Source organism: Salinicola sp. V024 (genome assembly GCF_052645315.1).
The window spans coordinates 226,851-251,289 of sequence record NZ_JBQXYB010000005.1 but is presented as its reverse complement, the minus strand read 5'-3'; the positions used below and the strand labels follow the sequence as shown (position 1 = coordinate 251,289).

The 24,439-nt window shown below is 62.1% G+C and carries 19 protein-coding genes; 6 read left to right on the top strand and 13 right to left on the bottom strand.

What is annotated here, in order from left to right:
* Nucleotide 1 precedes the first annotated feature (1 nt).
* A complete protein-coding gene (locus ACUN9V_RS10475) occupies nucleotides 2–1,348 on the bottom strand; it encodes a CaiB/BaiF CoA transferase family protein (protein WP_445511330.1) in 1,347 nt (448 codons plus the stop codon).
* Nucleotides 1,345–2,523, bottom strand: coding sequence for an acyl-CoA dehydrogenase (locus tag ACUN9V_RS10470; RefSeq protein WP_445511329.1), 1,179 nt, complete (start codon nucleotides 2,521–2,523; stop codon nucleotides 1,345–1,347). Before ACUN9V_RS10470 ends, ACUN9V_RS10475 begins: the two co-directional genes overlap by 4 nt.
* A 200-nt stretch (nucleotides 2,524–2,723) precedes the next feature.
* Between ACUN9V_RS10470 and abiEi the strand changes: the two genes are divergently transcribed.
* Both abiEi and ACUN9V_RS10460 read left to right on the top strand, forming a co-directional pair.
* A complete protein-coding gene (abiEi, locus tag ACUN9V_RS10465; protein ID WP_445511328.1) occupies nucleotides 2,724–3,263 on the top strand; it encodes a type IV toxin-antitoxin system AbiEi family antitoxin in 540 nt (179 codons plus the stop codon).
* The gene (locus ACUN9V_RS10460) at nucleotides 3,250–4,176 is read left to right on the top strand and encodes a nucleotidyl transferase AbiEii/AbiGii toxin family protein (RefSeq protein WP_445511327.1); all 927 of its coding nucleotides are present in this window, start codon (nucleotides 3,250–3,252) and stop codon (nucleotides 4,174–4,176) included. Before abiEi ends, ACUN9V_RS10460 begins: the two co-directional genes overlap by 14 nt.
* A 172-nt stretch (nucleotides 4,177–4,348) precedes the next feature.
* On the opposite strand, the gene treF is transcribed toward ACUN9V_RS10460, so the two are convergent.
* The 5 genes from treF to ACUN9V_RS10435 form a co-directional block, all read right to left on the bottom strand.
* Nucleotides 4,349–6,028, bottom strand: a complete 1,680-nt coding sequence (gene treF, locus ACUN9V_RS10455; RefSeq protein ID WP_445511326.1) for an alpha,alpha-trehalase TreF — start codon at nucleotides 6,026–6,028, stop codon at nucleotides 4,349–4,351.
* 132 nt (nucleotides 6,029–6,160) lie between these two features.
* Nucleotides 6,161–7,849, bottom strand: coding sequence for a thiol reductant ABC exporter subunit CydC (gene cydC, locus ACUN9V_RS10450; protein ID WP_445511325.1), 1,689 nt, complete (start codon nucleotides 7,847–7,849; stop codon nucleotides 6,161–6,163).
* Nucleotides 7,846–9,519, bottom strand: coding sequence for a thiol reductant ABC exporter subunit CydD (gene cydD, locus ACUN9V_RS10445; protein WP_445511324.1), 1,674 nt, complete (start codon nucleotides 9,517–9,519; stop codon nucleotides 7,846–7,848). Before cydD ends, cydC begins: the two co-directional genes overlap by 4 nt.
* 95 nt (nucleotides 9,520–9,614) lie before the next feature.
* Nucleotides 9,615–10,616: a cytochrome d ubiquinol oxidase subunit II gene (gene cydB / locus ACUN9V_RS10440; RefSeq protein WP_445511323.1), complete on the bottom strand. Its 1,002-nt coding sequence runs from the start codon at nucleotides 10,614–10,616 to the stop codon at nucleotides 9,615–9,617.
* Between the two features lie 3 nt (nucleotides 10,617–10,619).
* The gene (locus tag ACUN9V_RS10435; protein ID WP_445511322.1) at nucleotides 10,620–12,032 is read right to left on the bottom strand and encodes a cytochrome ubiquinol oxidase subunit I; all 1,413 of its coding nucleotides are present in this window, start codon (nucleotides 12,030–12,032) and stop codon (nucleotides 10,620–10,622) included.
* Nucleotides 12,033–12,623: 591 nt separating this feature from the next.
* Between ACUN9V_RS10435 and ACUN9V_RS10430 the strand changes: the two genes are divergently transcribed.
* Nucleotides 12,624–13,874, top strand: a complete 1,251-nt coding sequence (locus ACUN9V_RS10430) for a multidrug effflux MFS transporter (protein WP_445511321.1) — start codon at nucleotides 12,624–12,626, stop codon at nucleotides 13,872–13,874.
* A gap of 75 nt (nucleotides 13,875–13,949) precedes the next feature.
* Here the strand turns inward: ACUN9V_RS10430 and ACUN9V_RS10425 are convergent, their stop codons facing one another.
* A complete protein-coding gene (locus ACUN9V_RS10425) occupies nucleotides 13,950–14,918 on the bottom strand; it encodes a calcium/sodium antiporter (protein WP_445511320.1) in 969 nt (322 codons plus the stop codon).
* A gap of 372 nt (nucleotides 14,919–15,290) precedes the next feature.
* Here ACUN9V_RS10425 and ACUN9V_RS10420 point away from each other — a divergent pair, with 372 nt between their 5' ends.
* The 3 genes from ACUN9V_RS10420 to ACUN9V_RS10410 are packed head-to-tail and all read left to right on the top strand — an operon-like array spanning nucleotide 15,291 to nucleotide 18,950.
* On the top strand, nucleotides 15,291–16,652 hold the full coding sequence (locus ACUN9V_RS10420; protein ID WP_445511345.1) for a PqiA/YebS family transporter subunit: 1,362 nt from the start codon (nucleotides 15,291–15,293) through the stop codon (nucleotides 16,650–16,652).
* Nucleotides 16,645–18,297, top strand: coding sequence for an intermembrane transport protein PqiB (pqiB, locus tag ACUN9V_RS10415; protein WP_439303595.1), 1,653 nt, complete (start codon nucleotides 16,645–16,647; stop codon nucleotides 18,295–18,297). Before ACUN9V_RS10420 ends, pqiB begins: the two co-directional genes overlap by 8 nt.
* Nucleotides 18,294–18,950 (top strand): PqiC family protein, encoded by a 657-nt coding sequence (locus ACUN9V_RS10410; RefSeq protein WP_445511319.1) that lies wholly within the window; start codon nucleotides 18,294–18,296, stop codon nucleotides 18,948–18,950. Before pqiB ends, ACUN9V_RS10410 begins: the two co-directional genes overlap by 4 nt.
* An 83-nt stretch (nucleotides 18,951–19,033) precedes the next feature.
* Here ACUN9V_RS10410 and ACUN9V_RS10405 read toward each other — a convergent pair whose 3' ends face one another.
* The 5 genes from ACUN9V_RS10405 to cheZ form a co-directional block, all read right to left on the bottom strand.
* Nucleotides 19,034–19,732, bottom strand: a complete 699-nt coding sequence (locus ACUN9V_RS10405) for an RNA polymerase sigma factor FliA (protein WP_445511318.1) — start codon at nucleotides 19,730–19,732, stop codon at nucleotides 19,034–19,036.
* Between the two features lie 170 nt (nucleotides 19,733–19,902).
* Complete coding sequence (locus ACUN9V_RS10400; protein ID WP_445511317.1) at nucleotides 19,903–20,298, bottom strand: flagellar protein FlhE; 396 nt, start codon at nucleotides 20,296–20,298, stop codon at nucleotides 19,903–19,905.
* Between the two features lie 41 nt (nucleotides 20,299–20,339).
* A complete protein-coding gene (gene flhA, locus ACUN9V_RS10395; RefSeq protein ID WP_445511316.1) occupies nucleotides 20,340–22,424 on the bottom strand; it encodes a flagellar biosynthesis protein FlhA in 2,085 nt (694 codons plus the stop codon).
* On the bottom strand, nucleotides 22,421–23,584 hold the full coding sequence (gene flhB / locus ACUN9V_RS10390; protein ID WP_445511315.1) for a flagellar biosynthesis protein FlhB: 1,164 nt from the start codon (nucleotides 23,582–23,584) through the stop codon (nucleotides 22,421–22,423). The genes flhA and flhB overlap by 4 nt, the downstream gene beginning before the upstream one ends.
* A gap of 175 nt (nucleotides 23,585–23,759) precedes the next feature.
* The gene (gene cheZ / locus ACUN9V_RS10385; protein ID WP_445511314.1) at nucleotides 23,760–24,428 is read right to left on the bottom strand and encodes a protein phosphatase CheZ; all 669 of its coding nucleotides are present in this window, start codon (nucleotides 24,426–24,428) and stop codon (nucleotides 23,760–23,762) included.
* Nucleotides 24,429–24,439 lie beyond the last annotated feature (11 nt).

Sequence of the window (24,439 nt, the reverse complement as noted above, 5' to 3'; positions counted from 1 at the left end):
ATCAGACAATCGCACCATGGCGACGCAGATCGGCCATTGCCTCGCCATCCAGCGCCAGCCACTCCTGCAGGACTTGCTGCGTATGTTCACCCAGGCGCGGCGGCGATTGTTGGGATGTCATCCGCTGGCCGTCCAGCGTGATCGGATTGGCCACCAATCTCGCCCGATGGCCATCGGCCATGGGGCTTTCCACCGTCATCCCGCGATGGCGGACCTGCGGGTCTTCAAAGACCTGATCGAGCGTGTTGATGGGACCGCAGGGCACGCCGTGGGCTTTCAGCAACTCGAGCCATTCATCGCGGGGCCGTCGGATCAGCCGCTCGCTCAATAGCCCGACCAGACATTCACGATGGGCGACACGCTGCGCGTTGGCGGCGAAACGCGGATCGACTCCCCATTCGGCTTCGCCCAGCGCTTCGCACAGGCGGCGAAACTGGCTGTCGTTGCCCACGGTGACGATGAGATGGCCGTCAGATGCCGCGAAAGCCTGATACGGCACGATATTGGGATGGGCGTTGCCCATGCGTTGCGGGGTCTGGCCGCTGGTCAGGTAATTGAGCGCCTGATTGGCGAGTACGCCGACCTGGACGTCCAGCAGCGCCATGTCGATGTAGCCGCCCTCGCCGGTGGCATCCCGACGGCGCAATGCGGCAAGAATCGCATTGGCGGCGTAGAGCCCGGTGAAGATATCGGTGATCGCGACGCCTACCTTCATCGGCTCGCCACCGAGGTGGTCAGGTTCGCCGGTCAGGCTCATCAGCCCGCCCATGCCCTGGATCAGGAAGTCGTAACCGGCACGATCGGCATACGGCCCATTCTGACCGAAGCCGGTGATCGAGCAGTAGATCAGATCCGGTTTTAGTGGTTTGAGACTGGCGTAGTCTAGGCCGTACGCGGCCAGCCCGCCGACCTTGAAGTTCTCGATCACGACGTCGGTTTTCAGTGCCAGCTGTCGGACCAGATCCTGCCCCGCCGTCGTCGAGAGATCGATGGCGACCGAACGCTTACCGCGATTGGCACTAAGGAAGTAAGCCGAGTCTTTCATCTCGGCACCCGACCCCGGGCCGGTACCCGACTCCGTCGAGTCTCCTGCCTCGGTATCCGACCCCGTACCGGTACCCGACTCCGTCGAGTTTCCTGTCTCGGTACCCGATCCAGTGCCGGCTTCATCGAGCCACGGCGGGCCCCAGGCGCGAGTATCGTCCCCGCGCCCTGGCCTTTCGATCTTGATCACCTCGGCGCCGAGATCCGCCAGCTGCTGGGTGCACCAGGGGCCGGCCAGCACCCGCGACAGATCCAGCACCTTGAGCCCGGCCAGCGGCTGAGTCACTTCGCTCGTCGCGCTCATCCGAACGCCTGGATGCCGGTCTGAGCGCGCCCCAGAATCAGGGCGTGGACGTCGTGGGTGCCCTCGTAGGTGTTGACCGTCTCCAGATTGAGCATGTGGCGGATCACGCCGAACTCCAGCGAGATGCCGTTGCCGCCGTGCATGTCTCGAGCGACGCGGGCGATATCGAGCGCTTTGCCGCAGTGGTTGCGTTTGATCAGCGAGATCATTTCCGGCGTGGCCTGACCATCGTCCAGCAGGCGCCCCACGCGCAGACACGCCTGCAGACCGAGGGCGATTTCGGTCTGCATGTCGGCGAGCTTGACCTGCACCAACTGGGTGGCGGCGAGGGGCCGGCCGAACTGATGGCGATCCAGCGTGTACTGGCGCGCGGCGTGCCAGCAGAATTCCGCCGCCCCCATGGTGCCCCAGCTGATGCCGTAGCGGGCCTTGTTGAGACAGCCGAACGGCCCGCCGAGGCCGGAGGCGCCGGGCAACAAGGCGTCCTCCGCCACGAACACGTCATCCAGCACGATCTCGCCGGTAACGGAGGCACGCAGCGATGCCTTGGCCTGAATGGTCGGCGTCGAGAAACCCTCGGCGCCACGCTCGACCAGAAAGCCCTTGATCTTGCCTTCGTGGGCGTCGGATTTCGCCCACACCACGGCGACATCGGCAATCGGGCTGTTGGTGATCCACATCTTCTGGCCGCTCAAGCGATAACCGCCATCGACCTTTTTCGCCCGCGTCTGCATGCTGCCGGGGTCGGAGCCCGCGTCGGGCTCGGTCAGGCCGAAGCAGCCCACCATGTCGCCGCTCGCCAGCTCGGGCAAATAACGCTGCTTCTGCGCCTCGCTGCCGTAAGCCTCGATCGGGTACATCACCAGCGAGGATTGCACGCTCATGGCCGAACGGTAGCCGGAATCGACTCGTTCGACCTCGCGCGCAATCAGACCGTAGGCGACGTGATTGGCCCCGGCCCCACCGTATTGCTCGGAAACCGTCGCCCCCAGCAAACCCAGCCCGCCCATCTCGCGCAGAATTTCGCGATCGAACTTGTCCTGCTCGAAGGCCTCGAGCACCCGCGGCTGCAGGCGCTCCTGGCAATAGTCACGCGCCAGCTGCTGAATCTGGCGCTCTTCGTCGCTAAGCTGCTGGTCGAACAGGAAGGGATCGTCCCATTGAAAGCCGGACATGGTAGGAGCTCCTGGCATCGTCGATGCGGTTCGGAAAGAGCGACTACGGTAGCGCCATTCGTAATATCGACACTATTGGCAAAATGTCTACGTTTAGTGAGATAGAACGCCTGCGTATCTATCGATCAGGAGCGACTGCAAAGATTGAACTCATCCAAGTGGACACATAAACTGGTTAAAATAACATTATGTGTCCACTTATGAACCTGAACACGGCGCGAGATCGATTGGATCATTGGGATAAGCAAGGTCGGTGTGTTTACACGCTGGCGGATCTGGCCAAGGTGTTTCCCGAGGACAGTCCCGGAACGTTGCAGGAGAGCATCGGCCGACTTCGGCGGTTCCATGTCCTCGAAGGCGTCCACAAGGGTATCTACGTTTACGCCTTATCCAGGCAGGCCAAAACCAACAGGCTCGAAGAGATCGCCAAGGCCATGCGACGAGGCGAGTATAGCTACGTCAGTCTGGAGTCCGCGCTATCGGCTTACGGTGTGATTTCACAGATCCCGGTCGAGCGCCTCACCGTCATGACCACAGGGCGTAAAGGCACCTACCGGACGCCCTACGGTACGATCGAATTCACGCACACCAAGCGCCCGGCGCCCGATCTGCTTTCCCGGATGCGCGACGTCGGTCGCCCACTGAGAGTCGCCACGCCAGAAGCTGCCTGGGCCGACCTCAAACGCGTCGGTCGCAATATCCATCTGGTAGATATCGAGGCACTCCATGAAGCGCATTGAGCCAGCGGATTTCGCCGCCCTTGTCGAGCTGGCGATGGAGGATTCCAGTCGCCGCGCCATGCGGCCCGTCATCGAGAAGGAACTACTGCACTTCGATATTCTGTTCGCACTCGATCGCGAACGGCTGCTCGATGGACTGACGTTCCAGGGCGGAACATCACTGCGGCTTTGCTACGGTGCACCGCGCTTTAGCGAGGATCTCGATTTCGCGGGCGGCCATGATTTCACTGACGAGGACGCGACCCGGATCAAGGAGTGTCTGGAAGATTATATTGGCAGGCGCTACCAATTGGCTGTCTCGGTCAAACAGCCCAGAGTGCTTCACGATGATCCGCGATACGCGGAGGTGAGAGTCGACAAGTGGCAAGTCTCCGTTACCACCGCGCCTGCCCGACCGGACATCGCAACCCAGAAAATCAAGTTGGAGATCGCCAACGTTCCGGCCCATACGCGCCAGGCACAAGGCCTTCAAATCCATTATCCGTTCCTGCCCGACGGCTACAGCGACCTGCTGATTCTTGCCGAGAGTCTCGACGAGATTCTGGCCGACAAGCTCGTCTCTCTCGTCAACACGCAGCGCTATGTTCGCAATAGAGATATCTGGGATATCCAGTGGCTCAAACAGCAAGGCGCACGCCCGAATATCGAATTGGTGGAGCGAAAGCTATCGGATTATCGCGTGGAAGAGTACGCCGCCAAAACGCGTGCACTGGTCGAACGCCTTCCCTCCCTCGTTCATGGCGCGAGATTTCAGCAGGAGATGGAGCGCTTCCTGCCAACGGATACGCTCGAGCGCACGCTCCATGACTCGCAGTTTGCCGATTATCTGGCGCGTGAGCTGGGCATCACCTTCACTAAGGTCGTCGAAGCTCTCGAGGGATCAGCCGAACCGCCACCGGCGTTTCGGCTCTAAGTGCTTATGCATGCCTTCGAAGCAAAGCGGCAGCATCAGACCCACTCGCTACCCTGTTTTGCTGGCACCAACTCTCACCGGCGATCACGGCATGGCAGAACCAGGCGATCGTGCGCCAATTGAATCCGACGCGCTCCGCCCCGTCTTCGACCGACGGCTTTTCGCACAGCTATTATTCTGAAGGTGTTGGTCGTTCCCCCGCCAAACATCGATGCGCGGCGTGCTGAGGGTCTTCGTGCAGTAGTTGACGCGTCACACCGTTGGTCCAACCGAAACCATCCTGGAGCGGATATTCGCCACCCCCGCCGCCAAATGCGCCCGACTGGGTCGGGGTCAGAGTATATTTCTCGACCAGTTTGCTTTCGCTCTCATAGAGATTGCCGACCGTCATCAGCCAACGGTGGGCGATATCCCGCGCCAGGGCCATCTCGCCATAGCGGGCGAGCCCACGCATCGCCAACCATTGCAGCGGTGCCCAGCCATTGGGGCGATCCCACTGCTGGCCGCTAAAAACCTCGGTGGTGGCGATCCCTCCGGGAACGAGCAGCCGGGCCCGTATCACCTCGGCGATACGCTGCGCCTGCTCGTGACTGGCGAGGCCGACATACAGCGGTGCCACTGTCGCTGCGGTTAGCGCCGTACGTGGCTGATCACGCTGCCAATCGAAGTCGAAAAAGGCGCCGATACGCTCGTCCCACAACAATCGATTGATGGCGTCCCGGCGGGTTTCCATCTTTTGCTGGAAACGCTCGGCGGTCTCGGCATCACCGCTTTCCGCGCTCAACCGCGCGATCTGCGCTTCGAGCTTGAACAGGAAACTGTTGAGATCGATGGGCAACAGCGCGGTGGTGCGGATGCTCGACAGCTGCTGCACATCGTCGAGCCAACGCGAGCTGAAATCCCAGCCCGAGGCGGCGCCGGCACGCAGATCGCGATAGACCTCTCGAGCCGGCCGTGTCGTCTGCTGCGCCGTCAGGACATCTTCGAGATAGGCTTCCTCGCGCGGCGTATCGCATTCGTCCCAGTAGCGATTGAGCAGGGTACCGTCGCTCAGGCGGACACAGTGACGATGCGCTTCGCCGCAATCCAGCGTTTCGGCACCCGCCATCCAGTAGGCATATTCCTTGCGCAGCTGCGGCAGGTAATCGCGGGCATGCCTGACCCCATGATGCTCGAATAGATCGACCATCAGCGCGAATACCGGCGGCTGTGAACGGCTGAGGTAGTAGGTGCGGTTGCCATTGGGCACGTGGCCATAGGTGTCGATCAGATAGGCGAAATTGTCGCCCATGGCCCGCAGCAAATGAGGGCGGCCGCTCTCGGCAAGGCCGAGCATGGTGAAATACGAATCCCAATAATAGAGCTCGCTGAAGCGCCCGCCCGGCACCACGTAGGCATAGGGCAGCGGCAACAGCGAGGAGTAACGAGGATGCTGTTGCGGTTGGCGTGTAAGGACATCCCACAGGCCATCGATATGGACCAGCAGCGACTGATTCGGCGGCGAGACGTAATCGCTGGTCGGTACATTCTCGTGAGTGAAATGATCGTGAACGAAGGCGGCGAGGTCGAATTCCGGCTCATCCTTGCACGCGCGGTAGGCAGCCAGAATCGTCTCGGGTGCCTGGCGCGGCACGCAGTCGACGAAGGTCTTGCTGTCAGCGAAAACTCGGCGGGATTGCACTTCGACGAAAAGCTCCGCATAGCGCTCGGCGGGCGTCTGCGTGTCGGCAGGTTCTACCTGGGTAACCTGCGCCCGAGTATCGATATTGTGAGTATCGACACTGTGAGTACCGGTATTGAACGTATCGAGATCATTCCTGGCATGATCCGGTGGCTGAGCGTCCGACTTCATGCGATGGCTCCCTCTGGAAGGTTCTCTGTGGATGGCTCAGCAAGCTCGATCGCCTGGACAAGGCTCTGGGTTAGGCGATGGCTGACGGCTGACGGCTGACGGCTGAGTCCATCTTGAGGCAAAGAGATAGCGTCACACCAGCTTGCTGCCCTGCTCGCCGAGCATCAGCCGCCAACAGTGATCACAAGCTGGCAAGGCCTGACGATCGTGCCCCAGTAAAAGCGCGGTGCGGCCGGCAAGCCAGGCATCCAGCGTCACCTTGAGCGCCGTCGCGGTGTCGGCATCGAGACCGCTCAGCGGTTCATCCAGAATCACCAGCGGCGAGTTGCGCAGCATCACGCGGGCTAGTGCCACACGCCGTGCTTGGCCGCCGGAGAGCTGACGCCCCTGCTCTCCGACCCAGGTTTCCAACCCATCCGGCAGCGCCTCCGCCCAGGCCTTGAGCTGGACCCGCTCGAGCATATCCCAGAGCTGCAGATCGCTGGCATCCGGATCGCCCATGCGCAGATTCACGGCCAGTGTGTCGTGGAACAGTTCGCTGCGTTGAGTGAGATAGCCGATTCGCGCCCGCAGCGACTCGGGCGCGATGCCGGCGAGATCCTGATGATCGAATTCGATGCGTCCACTTTGCGGGTCGAAGGCGCGCACCGCCAGCTGGGCCAGTGTCGACTTGCCAATGCCCGAGGCACCAATGATGCCGATACGCTGGCCCGGTTCGATGACGAGATTCAGACCGCTGAACACCGCACGAGACCCGCGAATCACCTCGACGTTCCGATAATCCAGCGACGGCGCGGCACCGCTCGATGTCGATGGCGCGTCTTGCAGCTTCGCACCCGTCAGCGGCGCTTTCAGCTCGGCCTGGGCGTTGAGTCGCTCCGCTGCCCTGACCGTCGCCCCCAGTTGCGTGAAAGCCATCGGCAGATTCGCCAGACCCTCGCTCACGGCGAGCGTGCCCAGCGCCAGCATCACCATCACCGGGCCACTGACGGCGCCACTCCGAAAGGCTTCGAGCCCCAACAGCAGCACCGCCACCGTGGCCAGTTGAATGCCCAGGGTGACGACGAAATTGCCTGCCGCCGTGCGCCGGCCAAGCAAGCGCTGATCATCCAGCAGCGCCTGTTCTTCCCGTTGCCAATGCCTGCGATGAGCGTCCAGCGCCTGATAGGCACTCAGTTCCGCCAGCCCCTCGACCTGTTCTATCACCCGCACCCGCAGCCGTTCCTGACGGTCGACCCGGCGGTGACTCGCCCGCCATCCCCACCAGGCACATCCGGCCGTAGCGACAAGCCCCAACGGCAGCAGAATGGCGAGCAACACCACGCCGGCGACGGGCAGAAACACGGCTGCAAACGCCGCGAACGCCACGATGCTGATGAACGCCACCAGCGGCGGTGCCAGCAGCCGTAGATAGAGATTGTCGAGGGTGTCGATGTCCGCCGTCAGGCGGTTGAGCCACTGCGAAGCGCGGGCACCCGCCAGGGTGCGGGCGTCCAGGGCGACCAGTCTCGCGAACATGCGCCCCCTCAGATCGGCAAGCAGTCTCAGTATCGTATCGTGATTGTAGAGCCGCTCCAGATAGCGGCTGGCGGTCCGCGAAACGGCAAAGAATCGGATGCCGCTACCCGGCGTGAACACGTCCAGATAACCCGACGCGCTGACTGCCGCGATCGCCGTGGCGGTAATGAACCAGCCGGAAAGCGTCAGCAGACCCAACGCGCTGAGCAGCGTCGCGAGCATCAGCAGCGCGCCGATCAGCAGACGGCCACGCCGCTCGGCCAGCAAACCGAGCCACGGACGCAGTGACATCAGTGCCTTCATGGATGCATCTCCCGGGAAGAGGTCGAACGCTCGACTCGAGTCAGGCGGCCCTGCTCTATCGCGAACACGCGGCCGGCCATCGCCATGATCGCCGGATGGTGGGTGGCGACGACCAGGGTCCGCCCGCTAGCCGCCAGTTGCGTCAGCCCGGCGATCACGTGACGTTCGGTCTCCGGGTCCAGCGCCGCCGTCGGCTCGTCCAGCAGTACCAGTCTCGCCGGCGAGAGAAACACGCGCGCCAGCGCCAGACGCTGCCCTTCACCGCCGGAAAGCCCGAAACCGCGCTCGCCCAGAGGCGTATCGAGACCCGCCGGCGCCGATGCCAGCCAAGGCGCCAGGCCCGCCTGCGTCAGTGCGCTGCGGAGTTCTTCGTCACTGGCGCTCGGCGCGACCAGTCGCAGATTCTCGGCCAGCGTTCCCTGAATGATCAGCGGGCGCTGATCCAGCCAGGCAATGGCCGGATCTCGCTTCACCCGAACCGTTCCCCCACTCGGCGCGATGAATCCGGCGACCAGCTGCAGCAGGCTCGATTTGCCGCTGCCGGATGGGCCGATCAATGCCACGACTTCGCCGGCATCGACATGCAACGACAGCGGCCCGAGGATTCGCTCGCGCCCTGCGTGGCGAAGTTCGACGTTCGTGAGACTGACGGCACCCGGCACGATCGTCTCGCCCTCATCCGCAACGACCTCCTGCGACGACCGCGCCGACGATGCATCTTCGTCGGCCGTTGGCTCGAGCAGCGCCACCAGCCCTTGGGCGGCACCCAGGGCGGAAGCACGATCGTGATAGTGCTGGGAGAGCGTGCGCAGCGGCTGGAAGAACTCCGGCGCCAGCAGCAGAATGAACAGCCCGCTGAACAGATCGAGCTGCTCGGCCGGCCCATACTGGATGTAACCCAGCAGCCCCAGACCGATATAGATAGCGACGACGGCCACCGATACCGCGGCGAAGAACTCGAGCACTGCCGACGACAGGAACGCCACGCGTAGCGTCTTGAGGCTGCGTCGTCGGTAGTCATGCGCGACGTCGCTGACTTCTTCGACGCTACGCTCGGCCAGCCCGAAGAGCTGAAGTGTCGTGATCCCGCGCACGCGATCGAGAAAATGCCCGGAGAGCCGGGTGACGGCTTGGAACTGCGCCTCGTTGAGTCGCTGCGCGCCCATGCCAATCAGCGCCATGAATAGCGGAATCAACGGCGCCGCGATCAACAGCCAGATCGCCGCCAGCCAGTTGAGCCAGAACACCACCACGAGATAGATCAGCGGAATCATTGCCGCCAGGATCATCTGAGGCAGGAAACGCGAATAGTAGCCTTCCAGCGACTCGACCTGATCCACCAGCTGGCTGGCCAGGCCGGCGCTGTGGCGAGAGGCCAGGCGCACCGGCCCCAGCTGTTGAAGACGTGCCAGTAGCCGCGAGCGGACCTGCTGCTTGACTTGCAGGCCGCAAGCCTGACCGCAGACCTCCTGCCCCCACTGCGCCAGGGCACGGACGGCGATGGCGGCGACCATCAGCGCGACGCCACCCGCGACCTCGACGAGTTCGGCTTGGCTCGACACCACACGATCGACGACCCACGCCAGTGCGCCCATCTGGGTCAAGGTAGCGAGACCCGCCAGCAGACCGCAGCCGACGGCGCCTCGATACCAGGGCCGGATATCGGCCACCTGCTGTTTTAGCCACGCTCTCGAAGCCTTCGCGCTTGAAGCGCCCGAGTTTGCAGTACTAATGCGTAACGGATCCTGGGTTCGCCTGGCGGCGCTCAATGGTAGCCCTCGCCGATTCGAACCTTGCCGCGGAAAACCCAATAGGACCACGCGGTGTAGGTCAGTATGATGGGCAACACGAACAGTACGCCGATCAGGATGAAGAACTGCGATTCCGGCGCGGAAGCCGCGTCCCAGAGCGTGTAGTCCGGCGGAATGACATAAGGCCAGCGGCTGACGATCAAGCCCAGATAAGTGGACACAAACAGGCCCAGTGTCAGCAGGAACGCCAATCCTTCGCGTCGATGCCGATTGCTGAAGAAGATACCCACCGCACAGAGCAGCGCCGCGAACGGCAGCACCCAGATCACCTGCAGATGATCGAACCAGCGATCGAAGACACCCGGGTCGATCCACGGCGTCCACAGGCTGACGATCGCGAATACCGCTAGCACGCCGATCAGCAGTTTCGGCACTAGGCCCCGCGCCCACTCGCGCACGTGCCCTTCCGACTTCAGCACCAACCAGGTCGCGCCCAGCAAGGCGTAACCGACGACGAGACCGACGCCGGTCAACACCGAAAACGGTGTCAGCCAGTCGAACGCACCGCCAGTATAGACGCGATCCGCAGTCTCGAAACCCTGGATATAGGCACCGACCACACAGCCCTGGGCGAAAGCCGCGAGGAACGAGCCGCCCGCGAAGGCCCAGTTCCAGTACCCCTTGGAACGCCTGGACTTGAAGCGAAACTCGAATGCCACGCCGCGAAAGATCAGTCCTGCCAACATCAGGAACACGCCAATATAGAGCGCCGGAAGCAGAATGGTGTAGACCAGTGGGAAGGCCGCGATCAGCCCCGCGCCGCCGAGGACCAGCCAGGTCTCGTTGCCATCCCACACCGGTGCCACGGAGTTCATCATCACATCGCGGGAATCCTCGTCAGGGGCGAACGGGAACAGAATCCCGAGGCCAAGATCGAATCCGTCCATGAGCACGTACATGATGATGCCTATGGCAATGATGACAGCCCAGATCAGAGAGAGATCGAACATTTCCATGACTTAGCTCCGAGAAGAGGCGGTGTTGCCGTCGAACGGCACGTGAGTGGCGGAAAGCGGACGTGCGGGGCGATCCGAATACTGATTGGACTCGCTCTCATCGGGCTCCTCCAGGCCATGACGAACCACCTTGAACAGGTAGTAAATGCCCGCGACGAAAATCACCGCATAGACCGCGACGTAACCGATCAGGGTCAGCAGCACCATCCACCCGGTGAGCGACGGCGTCACCGCATCCGCATAGGACATCACGCCATACACCAGCCACGGCGATCGGCCAACTTCGGTCACGAACCACCCCGCCATCACGGCCACGAACGGCGCTAGACTCATGCCCTGCAGGCCGCGCAGGAACCAGCGCGAGGTATACAACCGGCCGTCACGTCGCAGAACCAGCCCGGCAATGGAAAACGCAATCATGAGGATGCCCAGCGCCACCATGACGCGGAAGCTGTAGAACACGATCCAGACCGGCGGCTGTTGCGCCTCGGGAATCTCCTTGAGTCCGGGGATCACGCCATCGGGGTCGTGACGAAGAATCAAGCTGGCGCCATTGGGAATGCCGATTTCGGCGCGATTGGCCTGCATTTCACGATCCGGTAGCGCGAACAGCAGCAGCGGCACGTTCGATTGGGTATCCCAGTTGCCCTCCATCGCCGCCACTTTCATCGGCTGATGTTCGAGCGTGTTGAGGCCGTGCTCGTCGCCGATCCAGGCCTGCAGCGGAGTCAGAATCAGCATCAGCCACAGCGTCATCGAAAGCGCCCGCTTATGCGTATCGACGTCGCGACGACGAATCAGGAACCAGGCGCTGACACCGCAAACCACGAAGCCACCGGTGAGGAACGCCGCCATCGCCATGTGCGCGAAGCGATACGGGAACGAGGGTGTGAACATCGCTTCCAGCCAGGAAGTGACGTGCACGACGCCTTCGCGAATCTCGTAGCCTTGCGGTGTCTGCATCCAGCTATTGGTGGCCAGAATCCAAAATGCGGAGACAAAAGTACCGACCGCCACCATCAGTGCCGCAAAAAAATGAACCGAAGGAGATACCTTGTGGCGGCCGAACAGCAGCACGCCGAGGAAACCGGCTTCGAGGAAGAATGCGGTAATGACTTCGTAGCTCAACATCGGGCCGATGAAGTTCGAGGCAAATTGCGAGAAGTTGCTCCAGTTGGTGCCGAACTGAAACGCCATGACGATGCCGGTCACTACCCCCATGGCGAACACCACGGCGAATATCTTGGTCCAGAAAAGTCCCAGCCGATCCCATACGGCATTGCCCGTTGCCACGTAGAGACCCTGAAGCAGCGCCACGTAAGAGGCCAATCCAATCGTGAAGACCGGGAAGATCGAGTGGAAAGAAACCACGAATGCAAACTGCAATCGTGACAGAAAAATTGGATCTAACTCCATAGCTGACTCCTCACAAGCACTCGGGGCAGCGGTTCCCTCAGACCCCGCTGACATTGGCCGCCGCGCTGGCATTTCCAGCCTGGCATTATCGTTGACGGCAGATTTTTCATCGTGTGAACTGCCTGCTACCCAGATGTTACAGAAAGGTAACATTCATCATTATAGAGATTGTTATTCGAGAGCCTAAGCGCATCGATGTCGCACAGGCTGTCGCACCCGCCAGCGCGAGCTGCCGCCGATACTTCGATTACACTACGTGATGGCAGCGGAAGTCGCCATTCACGCCGGCTGAAGATGTCTTCTTACGGCGGTTAAAATTCGCTTTTCCAGAGCCTGGCCATTCATCCATGCGACAATTCGCCCGCCTTTTAACGCAGCCTGGTCGGTGACGGCGCCTCCTCTCGCCCTCGCGACACCCGTCGCGCACCGACTCGCCGGCTGGCCGGCTGGCCGGCACCTGAGTGAGCAAGGCTTTCGTCAAATAGTCATACAAAGTCGAATCGAGTATGGTTTCGATTGCTACGGTACTAATGACTATCGCGCTACTCGAATTATCCGACCTGCCCATCCGTTCATCCCGCGAGGCCCTTCGTGACCGACCCTGCCACTTCGACGCCGAAATCCCCGTCCAAGTCTGCGTCGGCAACGCAAGCGGCCGCGACACCCGCCGTACCCGCGTTATGGATGCTGGTGATGATTACGCTGGCCGGTACGCTGGCGATGCACATCTTCGTGCCGGCGCTGCCCATCGCCGGCGATGCGCTGCACGCCGACAACGCCGAGATGCAGCTGACCATCAGTCTTTACATCCTGGGACTGGCGATCGGCCAGCTGTTCTACGGCCCGCTTTCCGATGCCCTGGGACGACGGCCAGCGTTGATGCTGGGGATGCTGATCTACAGCGTGGCGGGCGTCGTCGCGTGGCAGGCGCAGAGTGTCGAGGTGTTGATCGCGGCACGGTTCTTCCAGGCGTTCGGAGGCTGCGCGGGGCTGGCGCTGGGACGCGCCATGATCCGTGACACCGCGGCGCCGGATCGCGCCGTACAGCGTCTCGCCGTACTCAACCTGGTCGTGGCCATCGGCCCCGCCCTGGCGCCGCTGGTCGGGACGCTGCTGACGGCGACGCTAGGCTGGCGCACCGTGCTGCTGGCACTCTGCCTGATGGGCGTGGGCAATCTGCTGTTCGTGTGGCGACTGATGCCGGAAACCACGCAGGCCAGCGGCCGCGTCAACGTTCCTCGGCTGGCACACGAATATCGCACGCTGGTGCGGTCACCGGCCTTCATCGGCTACGCGATCGGCGGCGGCTGCGTTACCACGGCGATGTTCGCCTTCGTCGCCTCGGCCCCGTTCATCTTCGTCGAACAGCTGGGCAAGCCGGTCAGCCACGTCGCGTTTTATCTCTCGGCGCTGATCCTGAGCATTTCACTGGGCAACCTGGTCACCAATCGCACCATCCACCGCATCGGCCTGGTCCGACTGATGCTGTCGGCGAGCCTACTGAGTCTGGCCGGCGGGATCTCGATGCTGGTCATCGTGCTGTCCGGCTGGACGTCAGTGGTCACGCTCGAGGCATCGGTACTGCTGTTTACCTTTGGCGTAGGCATGACCGGGCCAACGGCACTGACGCTGGCGGTGGGCATCAACCCCAAGGTCGTAGGCTCGGCTGCCGGCCTTTACGGGTTTGCCCAGATGGGAATCGGCGCATTGTGCACCGCACTGGTCGGGTTGGGAGACAACCCGGCCCTGGCGACGGCCATCGTGCTGGCCACGGCCGCCGTCATCGGCCAGATTGCGTTGCGCACCGCACTCCATTTCGACGTTCAGGGTTCCAACCATTAGAATTTCAAGCGTTGGAGGTTCAACCGTAAACGTCTCGATCGTCAGGCGGCTGCGGCTGCTAACGTCCGCTGATGCTCATGGGATGACGCTCATCACCAGCCATGCCGTATAGCCGATGAAGCTGGCCAGCAGCGCGCCGCCCTCCAGGCGATTGATGCGCCCCTGCCCCTTGACGCCAATGCCGAAGACCAGCAATGCGACGGTCAGCGCGGCCATGACCGGCCAATCTCGCACCACCACCGCCGGATCGACGTCGATAGGATTTATGATGCCCGCCAGACCGACCACCGCCAGCGTGTTGAACAGGTTGGAGCCGACCACGTTGCCCAGCACCAGATCGTGCTGATTCTTGCGTACCGCGCTGATGGAAGAGGCCAGCTCCGGCAGCGAGGTGCCAATGGCGACCACGGTCAACCCGATCACCAGATCACTGACGCCGAACGCTTCGGCGATCGTCACCGCGCCCCAGACCAGGAACCGCGAGCTGACGATCAACAGAGCCAGCCCGAGCAGGGTCCAGATCACGCCCCGCTTGAGCGACATGGAGTGCGCCATGGCCTCCGCTTCCGCATCGGCCTGCAGCGTATCTTGCCCCGGGCGCTGCGAACGCCAGATGCTGTAGCCCAGAAACCCGAACAGCAGCACCAGGAGAATGATCGAGTCGCCCCGCGAGATGACGCCGTCGTACAGGCACCACAGCGAAATCAGCGTCATCACGCCGAGCACGGGAAGCTCCTGACGAATGATCTGGGAGTGAACTGCCAGCGGGCTGAGCAATGCCACCAAGCCTACGATCAGCGCAATATTGGTGATGTTCGAGCCGTAGGCGTTGCCCAATGCCAGACCCGGGTTACCCTGGATGGCCGCCAGCGCCGAGACCATCAGCTCCGGCGCCGATGTGCCGAAACCGATCACCAGCATGCCGATCAGCAACGGTGGCAGACCCAGATGGCGAGCAGTCGCTGCAGCGCCATCCACGAAACGATCCGCACTCCAGACGAGCACGCCAAGACCGAGCACAATAGCTGCTAGCGCCATCCACACGTTAGGATCTCCTGTTATGCATTACCAAGGTTTACTTGAGGGCTCGGCTACCTGATATTACGGACAAGGTGTCGAATGCGAGGAATTGTAAGGCCGATTGCACACGCCATCCGGCCCGAGAGTCGTTAAAGGCCACCATTGCAGTTCCTTCGGCAAATCTCTCTTCACCGACTATTATAGTGATGTTTTTACCTACTATAGTACGCAAGCGGCTGAACTAACGAGCATTTTCGCGACGTTGCAAGTGTGTCACGCATTCGCTCTGGGTAAATTCAAGCCTAAACATGCATGACTGTATGTTAGAGTGTAACCTGACCGATACAGACTGCGTCACCCTTACGATTCTGCCCTGCACTAGGTATCGATTTGGCAATAGCCTCGAATGACAACGGCACCGAGAAGTCGACCTTTCTGACGCCTACGCGCACGCGGCGGCGTCTTCGTGCCTGCCATGAATGTGACCTTCTGGTAGCACTGCCACCCTTGCGGCCCGGCCAGCGCGCCAGTTGCCCGCGCTGCGACCACACGCTGAGCCATCGCCACTTTCGGCCGGCGGAACGCAGCCTCGCTTTTGCAATCAGCGCACTGATCGCCCTGTTGGCAGCGCTTGGCTTTCCGTTCATCAGTTTCGAGTCACGCGGCGTCAGCAACGCCATTCAGTTAACGGACACGTCGGCCAGTCTGGTGACGCTGCACGAACCCTTCGTCGGCATTCTGGTGCTGCTGACCATCATCGTGCTGCCCGCCTTCTATCTGCTGGCGGTTATCTGGCTGCATCTCGGTCTGCTGCAACGCCGACCGCTGCCTCGCAGCTATCGCATCGCTCGTGCGCTTTCGCATCTGGGGCCGTGGATGATGGCCGATGTCTTCGTGGTCGGCGCGCTGGTCAGCCTGATCAAGATCGCCGGGATGGCCTCGGTCGACCTGGGACCCTCGTTCTGGTCCTTCTGCGTCTATGCCCTACTGCTGCTGCTGACCACACGCTCCATCGACTCGGACTGGATGTGGTTCTCGCTGGCGGGCGAACCGCTGGCGCCGGAGGGCTGTCGTCCCGGCCAGCCGGCGGCCGAACAGGCGCTCACCGGTTGCCCGACCTGCGGCCTGGTCAGTCGGCTCAGCCACTTCGGGCGCGGGCGCTGCCAACGCTGTGGCGAGCCGCTACGCTTTCGCAGTCCACATAGCCTGCAGAAGACCTGGGCGCTGCTGATCGCGGCGACTCTTTGCTATATTCCGGCCAACCTCTACCCGATCATGACCACGACCTCGCTGGGCGACTCCACCCCCTCGACCATCGTCGGCGGCGTGTTGATCTTTCTGGGTCATGGTGACTGGCCCATCGCCCTGATCATCTTCACCGCCAGCGTGGTGGTGCCGATCGGCAAGGTATTTGCCTTGGCCTGGCTCTGCTTCACGGTACGACGCCGTGGCGAGTCCCGGTTCAAGCACAAGCGCCAGACGCTCTACCGGATCACCGAGCTGATCGGTCGCTGGTCGATGATCGATGTCTTCGTGGTCGCCATTCTGGTTTCGCTGGTGCACGCCGGGTCGCTGCTGTCGATCACGCCGGGGCCGGCAGCACTGGCGTTTTCCGCGGTCGTGGTCATCACCATGCTTGCCGCCAACAGCTTCGATCCGCGCCTGATCTGGGATGCGCGCGACATGCAGCCGCATATGCCGGCGGCGCTCAAGCGCCAATCCCCCTATTCGCCTGTCAAGGAAGTCGACGATGCCTGATTCGATGCAACGCGCCAAACGAGTGTCGCAATCGCGGCTCTCCCCGATCTGGATAGTGCCCCTGCTGGCTGCGCTGATCGGCGCCTGGATGGTCTGGGACAACTTCTCCAGTCGTGGGCCGTTGATTTCCCTGAACATGGACAATGCGGAAGGCATCGAGGCCGGCAAGACGCTGATCAAGACTCGCAACGTTCAGGTCGGTCACGTCGAAGCCGTGCGCCTGTCTGACGATCTGTCGCATACCGTGGTCACGGCGCGCATGTCCAACGACGCATCACGTATGCTCAACGCCGATACGCGTTTCTGGGTGGTCAAGCCCCGCATCGGACGCGAAGGTATCAGCGGCCTGAACACCGTGCTGTCCGGCGCGTATATTCAACTCGCTCCCGGCAAGAGCGACGAGGCTCAGGACAGCTTCGATGTCCTGGAGCAGCCGCCGGTTGCCCCGCCCGACGCTCCGGGACTGCGTATCAATCTGGTCAGTCAGGTGGGCAATTCGCTCAGCGCAGGGGACCCGATCACCTATCAGGGTTATACCGTCGGCCGTGTCGAGAGCACCGATTTCGATCCCGAGAAGCGTGAAATGCGCCACCGCATCTTCATCCAGTCGCCCTACGACAGCCTGGTCACCGATACCACCCGCTTCTGGAGCTCTTCGGGCATCGACGTACAGCTCGATTCCGAAGGCGTCAACGTCAACCTCGATTCGTTCGAGACGCTGATCAGCGGCGGCGTGACCTTCGGCGTCCCGGAAGACGTCAATCGCGGCGACGCCGCCAAGCAGGACGCGACCTATACCCTCTACAACAACGAAGAGAGCGCCCGCGAAGGCACTTACGATCAGTACATCGAGTACGTGATGCTGGTCGATGACACGGTCCGCGGTCTCAGCCGAGGTGCGCCGGTGGAATATCGCGGCGTCCGTGTCGGCACCGTGGTCAGCGTGCCGTGGCATTTCACCGCGCCGCAGCCCGACTCGTTGACCCAGTTCGCGATACCGGTACTGATCCGGATCGAGCCGCAGCGCCTGGACAGCAATCAGGATGTCAATGAAGACGTTGACGATCAGGAAGTGCGCGATCGCTTCGAGACCATGTTCTCGGAATACGGACTCCGCGCTACGCTCAAGGCGGGCAACCTGCTGACGGGCGCGCTGTTCGTCGATCTCAACTTCGACGACGACGCCTCGGCCTATGAAGCGCTGAAGTTCGACGGCAAACCGGTCTTCCCGACCGTCTCCGGCGGATTCGCGCAGATCGAACAGAAGGTTTCGAGTTTGCTCGACAAGCTCAACAACTTGCAGGTCGAGCCGATTCTCACTCGTCTGGATCAGACCATGCAGACCTCACAGCAGACGCTCGAGCAGGTGCGCCAGATTGCGGAGTCGGTCAACGGCATCGTTTCCGATCCGGCCACCCAGCAGTTGCCTGGAAGTATCAACGACACGCTGAAGGAACTGCAGGGTACGCTCGACGGCTTCTCTTCCGGTTCTTCCGGTTATCGTCAGTTGAACGACACGCTCAAACAGCTGGAGGTCCTGATGCGAGATCTCCAGCCGGTCGCCAAGACCTTGAGCGAGAAACCCAACGCGCTGATTTTCGACCGCGAAGTCAAAACCGATCCCGTGCCGAGGGCTCCCCAATGATCACGACCACTCTGCCTCGCTGGCGCCGTTTCGGCGCCACCACCCTGCTGGCGCTGTCCGCCGTGGCCCTATCCACCGTTTTGCTGACGGGCTGCGCCGGGCAATCCACGCCGACCAATCGTTTTACCCTGCCGGAAGCCGATGGCGCGCAGTCATCGTCGACGGCAGAGGCGAGAACGACAGCAGACATTCGACAGTTGGCGGTAAGCCCGGTCGAGGTGGCAAGCTACCTCGATCAGGAGGGCATCGTGATGCAGATCAGCGATATCGAGCTCGCCGCGGCCAACCAGAACCTGTGGGCCGAAGAACTGAGCCACCAATTGACGCGCCGTCTGCGCCAGTCGTTGACGGCCGATCTACCCGGCATGACCGTGCTGAGCGCGGCGCAGAGTGGTTCCGATGCACAGCGCCTGACGCTGAGCGTCGACCAGTTCCAGGGTCGCTACGATGGCCAGGCCGTGGCCTCGGGGGAGTGGCAGCTGCATGATGGCAATCGGCTGGTGGCACAGCATCACTTCGACGTCACGCAACCCTTGAGCGACGACGGTTATCCGGCGTTGGTGCGCACGCTAGGCGCCGTTTGGGATCAGGTGGGCCAGCAGGTAGCCGATGAGATCCGCACGGCCTCGACGACGGCGTCGATCACCGAGTGATCCAGATATAAAAAACGCCGCTCGATCCGGCCAGGTCCGCGTCAGGCGGCCGGTTCGAGCGGCGTTTTCGTATCAGATGATGATCAGGGATTCAGACGGCTTCGCAGACGGGCCACTGCCTGACTGTGCAGCTGGCAGACGCGGGATTCACTGACGCCGAGCACGGCACCGATTTCCTTGAGATTGAGCTCTTCTTGATAGTAGAGTCCCAACAGCAGCTTTTCTCGCTCTGGCAGAGCATCGATTGCCGCCATCACGCTGGCGCGATTATCCGAATCGAGAAGTGCCGCAAGCGGAGACGGCGAGCTCGATTCGGCGACAGAGGGAATGCCGTTCTCGCTGTCGCTTTCGTCGTAGGCCAACAGAAAGCCGTTGTTGGCATCCGCCAGTAGTCGATGATAATCGTCACTCGAAACGCCCATTTCCCGGGCGATTTCCCGCTCGTCCGGCGCCCGGCCCAGCTGTTGCTCCAACCGGCGCACGGCCTGATCCAGCGCCCGTGCACTGCGCCGCACGCTACGTGGCATCCAGTCCCGGCTGCGCAGCTCGTCGATCATCGCTCCACGGATCCGCTGATTGGCGTAGGTCGAGAAGCTGGCCCCGTGCGAGTCGTCGTAGCGCCCCAGAGCGTCCAGCAGGCCCAGCATACCGGCCTGGATGAGATCATCGAGTTCGACGCTGGCCGGTAGGCGTACCTGAAGGGAGAGCGCATGGCGCCTTACCATCGGCATGTACTGCTCAATCAGTGCCGTCTGATCGATTTTGCCCTGTGCGGTATACATCGAATGGCCTCGTGCAAAACACCTACGGTCATGGGACGCATGACTTAGACTTTCATTATGCCGTGTGATCGTCGACCCGAGAGCGCAAACTGCCCGCCTTCGGGTGGCTATTTCGACTGTTTGGCCGGCGTGTTACCGCCATTTCCACTGCTCATGGCTCGGCGACCCCTTTACTGCCGATAGTCGACGATCAGCTGCGCGTCGGATATCACCAGCCTGGTGCCATGGTGCGAACCGGGAGACCATTGAAACCTCAATCGGAACGGGGCCGCCGCGGAGCGACCCGAAAAGTACTGGGTTTCGCCGCGATTCCGGATCAGCCGCTGACACAGCTGCGCCTGACACAGCCATAGCTTGAGTCCCGGTGCCGACACGCTGGTCCGAAACGTCCAGCGCACTCGCACGATCTCGGCACCGTTCAGCGCAGGCAGCGGCTGGATTGGCTCGCTCTCCATCGGCCGCTCCGAGGCGACCACTGTCTGGCGCGGGATCTTCACGACCCACGAGCCATCCGCCGCCCAGACTGCCGCCCCCCATCCCATCGACAGTATCGCCATCAGAGCCATGGCGATCAGGGGAGAAACCCTGAATGACGATGCACTCCGGATCACGGCGCCGTGCCGATGGTCGTGGTGACCCGCAGATTGCGATCGTCGGGAATCTCGGCCTGGGAGAGCACCACCAACGACTTGATCTGGCGACGCAGGAAACGGGCCAGTAATGCCCGCAAGCCATGCTGCACGACCAGTACGGTGGGCTCGTCGCGGCTCTGCTGACGTTCGACCGCCGCCGCGGTCTGCTGCATCAGCGTATCCGCCAGCCCGGGTTCCAGCGCGCCGCCGTTATTGAGCGCCTGGGTGAGCACCTGCTCCAGCCTGGGTTCGAGGCTCATCACGTGCATCGGCTCACGACCCGGGAACCACTGCTGCGTGATCGCTCGACCCAACGCCACACGTACCAGTGCGGTGAGTTCGTTGGCATCCGACTGCTGCGGCGCGTATTCCGCCAGCACGTCGAGAATCGTGTGCATGTCGCGGATCGGCACGTCTTCGGCCAGCAGATTCTGCAGAATGCGCTGCAGCGAGGTCAGCGCCAGCAGCTTGGGCACCACGTCATCCACCAGCGACTTCTGCTGTTCGCCGACCTTGTCCAACAACTGCTGGACCTCGGCCCGCCCCAGCATGTCGCCGGCATTCTCGTGCAGAAGATGGTTGAGATGGGTGGCGACCACCGTACTGGCGTCGACCACGGTGTAGCCATAGATCTGTGCCCGCTCGCGCTGCGCCGTGTCGATCCAGTAGGCGGTCAGGCCGAACGCCGGGTCCTGGGTCTTAGTGCCGTCGATCGCTCCGGAAACCTGGCCCGGATCGATCGCCAGCCACTTACCCGGAAACGCCTCGGCGCGACCGACTTCGACGCCCTTGAGGGTAATCACGTAAGCGTTGGGGCTCAGTTCGAGATTGTCGCGGATGTGTACCACCGATGGCAGAAAGCCGACGTCCTGAGCGAATTTCTTGCGCACGCTCTTGATACGGCCCAGCAGCTCGCCCTTCTGACGCTGGTCCACCAGCGGAATCAGGCGATGCCCGACCTCCAGCCCCAGCGTATCGACCAGTTGCACATCGTCCCAACTGGCCTCCGGAGTCTCCTGGACGGTCGGCGGCGCCTTCTCGTCCACCGCGCGAACCGCCTGTTCCTCTTCGCGCCGCGAAATCCACCAGCCAAGCCCCGCGAGAAGGGCGGCAAACAACAGAAACACCACGTTCGGCATGCCCGGAATCATCCCGAGTAGCCCCATCACGCCGGCGGCGAGATACATCACGCGCGGGTTGTTGAAGAGCTGACTCAACAGCTGCTGACCCACGTCCTGGTCGGTGTTGACTCGGGATACCGTGACGCCGGCTGCCGTCGAGATCACCAGCGCCGGAATCTGGGCGACGAGACCATCGCCGACCGTCAGCAAGGTATAGGTCTTGACCGCTTCCCCGAATGGCAACCCGTGCTGTGCCACCCCGATCATCAAACCGCCGATCAGGTTGATCACCATGATCAGCAAGCCGGCCATGGCATCGCCGCGGACGAACTTGCTGGCGCCATCCATGGAGCCAAAGAACTCCGACTCCTGATTGATTTCGGTGCGGCGCCGGCGGGCGTCTTCCTCACCGATCAGCCCGGCATTGAGATCGGCGTCGATCGCCATCTGCTTCCCCGGCATGGAGTCCAGGGTGAAGCGCGCGCCGACTTCGGCGATTCGTCCGGCACCCTTGGTGATGACCATGAAGTTGATGACGACGAGGATCAGAAACACCACTAGACCCACGGCGAAGTTACCGCCGATCAGGAACTCGCCGAACGCCTCGATCACCTTACCCGCGGCATCACCGCCCTCATGCCCGTCCATCAGCACGACACGGGTCGATGCCACGTTCAACGACAGGCGTAGTAGCGTCGAGAACAGCAGGACCGCCGGAAAGGCCGCGAAGTCCAGCGGCTTCTGGGTGAACATGCTGACCAGGAGCACCATGATCGACAGCGCGATATTGAAAGTGAAGAACAGATCGAGCGCGAATGGCGGCAGCGGCAGGATCATCATCGACAGAATCATGATGATCAGGACTGGGCCAGCGAGCACCTTGTACTGCGTTTCGCCCGGCCATTTGCGCTGACCGAACCACTGGGTGAGCGCGTTCATTCACTCTCCTTGGATGAATCGGGTAAGGCATCATCGAACGCCGGTGGCACGGTCAGATCCCGTGGCGCCGGCGGCATGTCGCCGCCTTCGGTTTCTACTTGCTTGAGCCGGAACGCCCAGGCCAACACCTCGGCAACCGCGGTATAGAGATCGCCCGGAATTTCCTGCTCCAGATCGACGTGATGGTAGAGCGCGCGAGCCAGCGGCGGTGCTTCCAGCCGTGGCACCCGGTTATCGTCGCCGAGCTCGCGGATTCTGGCCGCAACCTGGTCGGCCCCTTTGGCAATGACCCTCGGCGCCGCCATCGAGTCCTGCTGGTAGCTCAGTGCCACCGCGTAATGGGTCGGGTTGGTCACGATCACGTCGGCGGTCGGCACCTTGCTCATCATGCGTCGTCTCGCCATCGCCTGCTGCTGGGAGCGGATGCGCCCTTTCACGTGCGGATCGCCTTCCGACTCCTTGTGCTCCTGGCGGATGTCTTCGCGGCTCATGCGGAGCTTCTTGTTGTGGCTCCAGATCTGGTACGGCACATCGATCAGAATGACAAAAATCATCGAGGTGACGATCAGCGCACAGCCGATGGCCGCCAGACGCATCGCCGTGGCCAGAGCCTGCTGAACCGGCATCTCCATCAGGCCGAGCAGCGTGCCGCGCTGAGCCCAGAGATAGGCCACGGCAACGCCCCCCACCAGCACCGATTTGGCAATGGCCTTGCCCAGTTCCGCCAGCGCCTGACTCGAGAACATCCGCTTCAGCCCCTTGAACGGATTGAGCTTGCTCAACTGAGGCTGAAGCGATTTTGCCGACAGAAGCCAGCCGCCCAGCATCGTCGGTCCCAGAATCGCGGCGACCGTGAACAGCAGGAACAACGGCAATAACGCGATCAGCGTATTCTGGCCCAGCAGCCAGACATGGCTGAGCATGCGGGAGGTGTCGAACGCCAGCCCGTGATCGAACAGGAACGCCTGCTCCATGACGATGGAGAGCTCGTCGTAGAGATGGTTGCCCAGGAACCACAGACCCATGACGCCACTGACCAGCAACAGAAAGGTGGCGAGCTCGCGCGAGCGCGCCACCTGCCCTTCCTCACGGGCCTTTTCGATTCGCCTGGGTGTGGCCGGTTCGGTCTTTTCCTGATCACTGTCGTTCTGCTCGGCCAAGCGCGCACTCCACCACAGTCATCGCCACCGTCGTCGCCACTATCAGCGACATTAATCCGTGAGCGCTATTCTGCTGGGAGTGACGACATGGCAAAGGGAGAAATAGCAGGAGTAAGACCCTGCTATTTCGGAAGGTAGGATGTACAACGAGGTCTGTCAGTCGCGACCGGCGCGCTCAGAATCCCAAGCTATCGAGCAGATCGTCGACCTGGTCCTGGCTACTGACGACATCGGCAGCCTGGGGATTGACCTGCGGTCCATTGAGCAGCGAGTTGGGTTTCGCAGCCGTCGGATTCGGCGAGTCCCGACGTTCGGCACCCTCCGGGGCGTTGTCGATCAACACCTGCACCAGTTGCTGCTCGATCTCGTGGATCACTTCCATCATCTTCTTGATGACCTGCCCGGTGAGATCCTGAAAATCCTGGGCCATCATGATCTCGAGCAACTGCGCGTTGGTGGCACTGGTCTTCTTGGGCACATCCTGAAGATAGGCACGAGTGTCCTTCACCAGCGCCTTGGCCTCATTCAGCGCCTTGGGTTCGGCGAACCACGACTCCCACCGCTCATCGAGAGCGATCGCCTCGCGCTCGAGCCCGTTCTGCAGCGGCTGGGCGTTGTCGATGGCGTTCAACGAGCGTTCCGCCGCCTGCTCGGTCATCGAAGCAACGTAGCTGAGCCGGTCGCGGGCGTCGGGAATCGCCTGAGCCGCTTTCTCCACCTCCTTGTCGAGGCCCAGCTCACGCATGTTCTCGCGCAGCATGCGCGTCAAATGGCCGATACGGCGAATCAGGTCGTCGGGAGCCGCACTTTCCGCCACGCTGGTCTGAGGGTTGGCACCACTCATGATCTACCCTC

Excerpts from the sequence above, each read along its gene's own strand:
- ACUN9V_RS10475 (WP_445511330.1), bottom strand. The coding sequence starts at position 1,348 with ATGAGCGCGACGAGCGAAGTGACTCAGCCGCTGGCCGGGCTCAAGGTG.
- ACUN9V_RS10470 (WP_445511329.1), bottom strand. The coding sequence starts at position 2,523 with ATGTCCGGCTTTCAATGGGACGATCCCTTCCTGTTCGACCAGCAGCTT.
- abiEi (WP_445511328.1), top strand. The coding sequence starts at position 2,724 with ATGAACCTGAACACGGCGCGAGATCGATTGGATCATTGGGATAAGCAA.
- ACUN9V_RS10460 (WP_445511327.1), top strand. The coding sequence starts at position 3,250 with ATGAAGCGCATTGAGCCAGCGGATTTCGCCGCCCTTGTCGAGCTGGCG.
- treF (WP_445511326.1), bottom strand. The coding sequence starts at position 6,028 with ATGAAGTCGGACGCTCAGCCACCGGATCATGCCAGGAATGATCTCGAT.
- cydC (WP_445511325.1), bottom strand. The coding sequence starts at position 7,849 with ATGAAGGCACTGATGTCACTGCGTCCGTGGCTCGGTTTGCTGGCCGAG.
- cydB (WP_445511323.1), bottom strand. The coding sequence starts at position 10,616 with ATGGAAATGTTCGATCTCTCTCTGATCTGGGCTGTCATCATTGCCATA.
- ACUN9V_RS10435 (WP_445511322.1), bottom strand. The coding sequence starts at position 12,032 with ATGGAGTTAGATCCAATTTTTCTGTCACGATTGCAGTTTGCATTCGTG.
- pqiB (WP_439303595.1), top strand. The coding sequence starts at position 16,645 with ATGCCTGATTCGATGCAACGCGCCAAACGAGTGTCGCAATCGCGGCTC.
- ACUN9V_RS10410 (WP_445511319.1), top strand. The coding sequence starts at position 18,294 with ATGATCACGACCACTCTGCCTCGCTGGCGCCGTTTCGGCGCCACCACC.
- ACUN9V_RS10405 (WP_445511318.1), bottom strand. The coding sequence starts at position 19,732 with ATGTATACCGCACAGGGCAAAATCGATCAGACGGCACTGATTGAGCAG.
- ACUN9V_RS10400 (WP_445511317.1), bottom strand. The coding sequence starts at position 20,298 with ATGGCTCTGATGGCGATACTGTCGATGGGATGGGGGGCGGCAGTCTGG.
- flhA (WP_445511316.1), bottom strand. The coding sequence starts at position 22,424 with ATGAACGCGCTCACCCAGTGGTTCGGTCAGCGCAAATGGCCGGGCGAA.
- cheZ (WP_445511314.1), bottom strand. The coding sequence starts at position 24,428 with ATGAGTGGTGCCAACCCTCAGACCAGCGTGGCGGAAAGTGCGGCTCCC.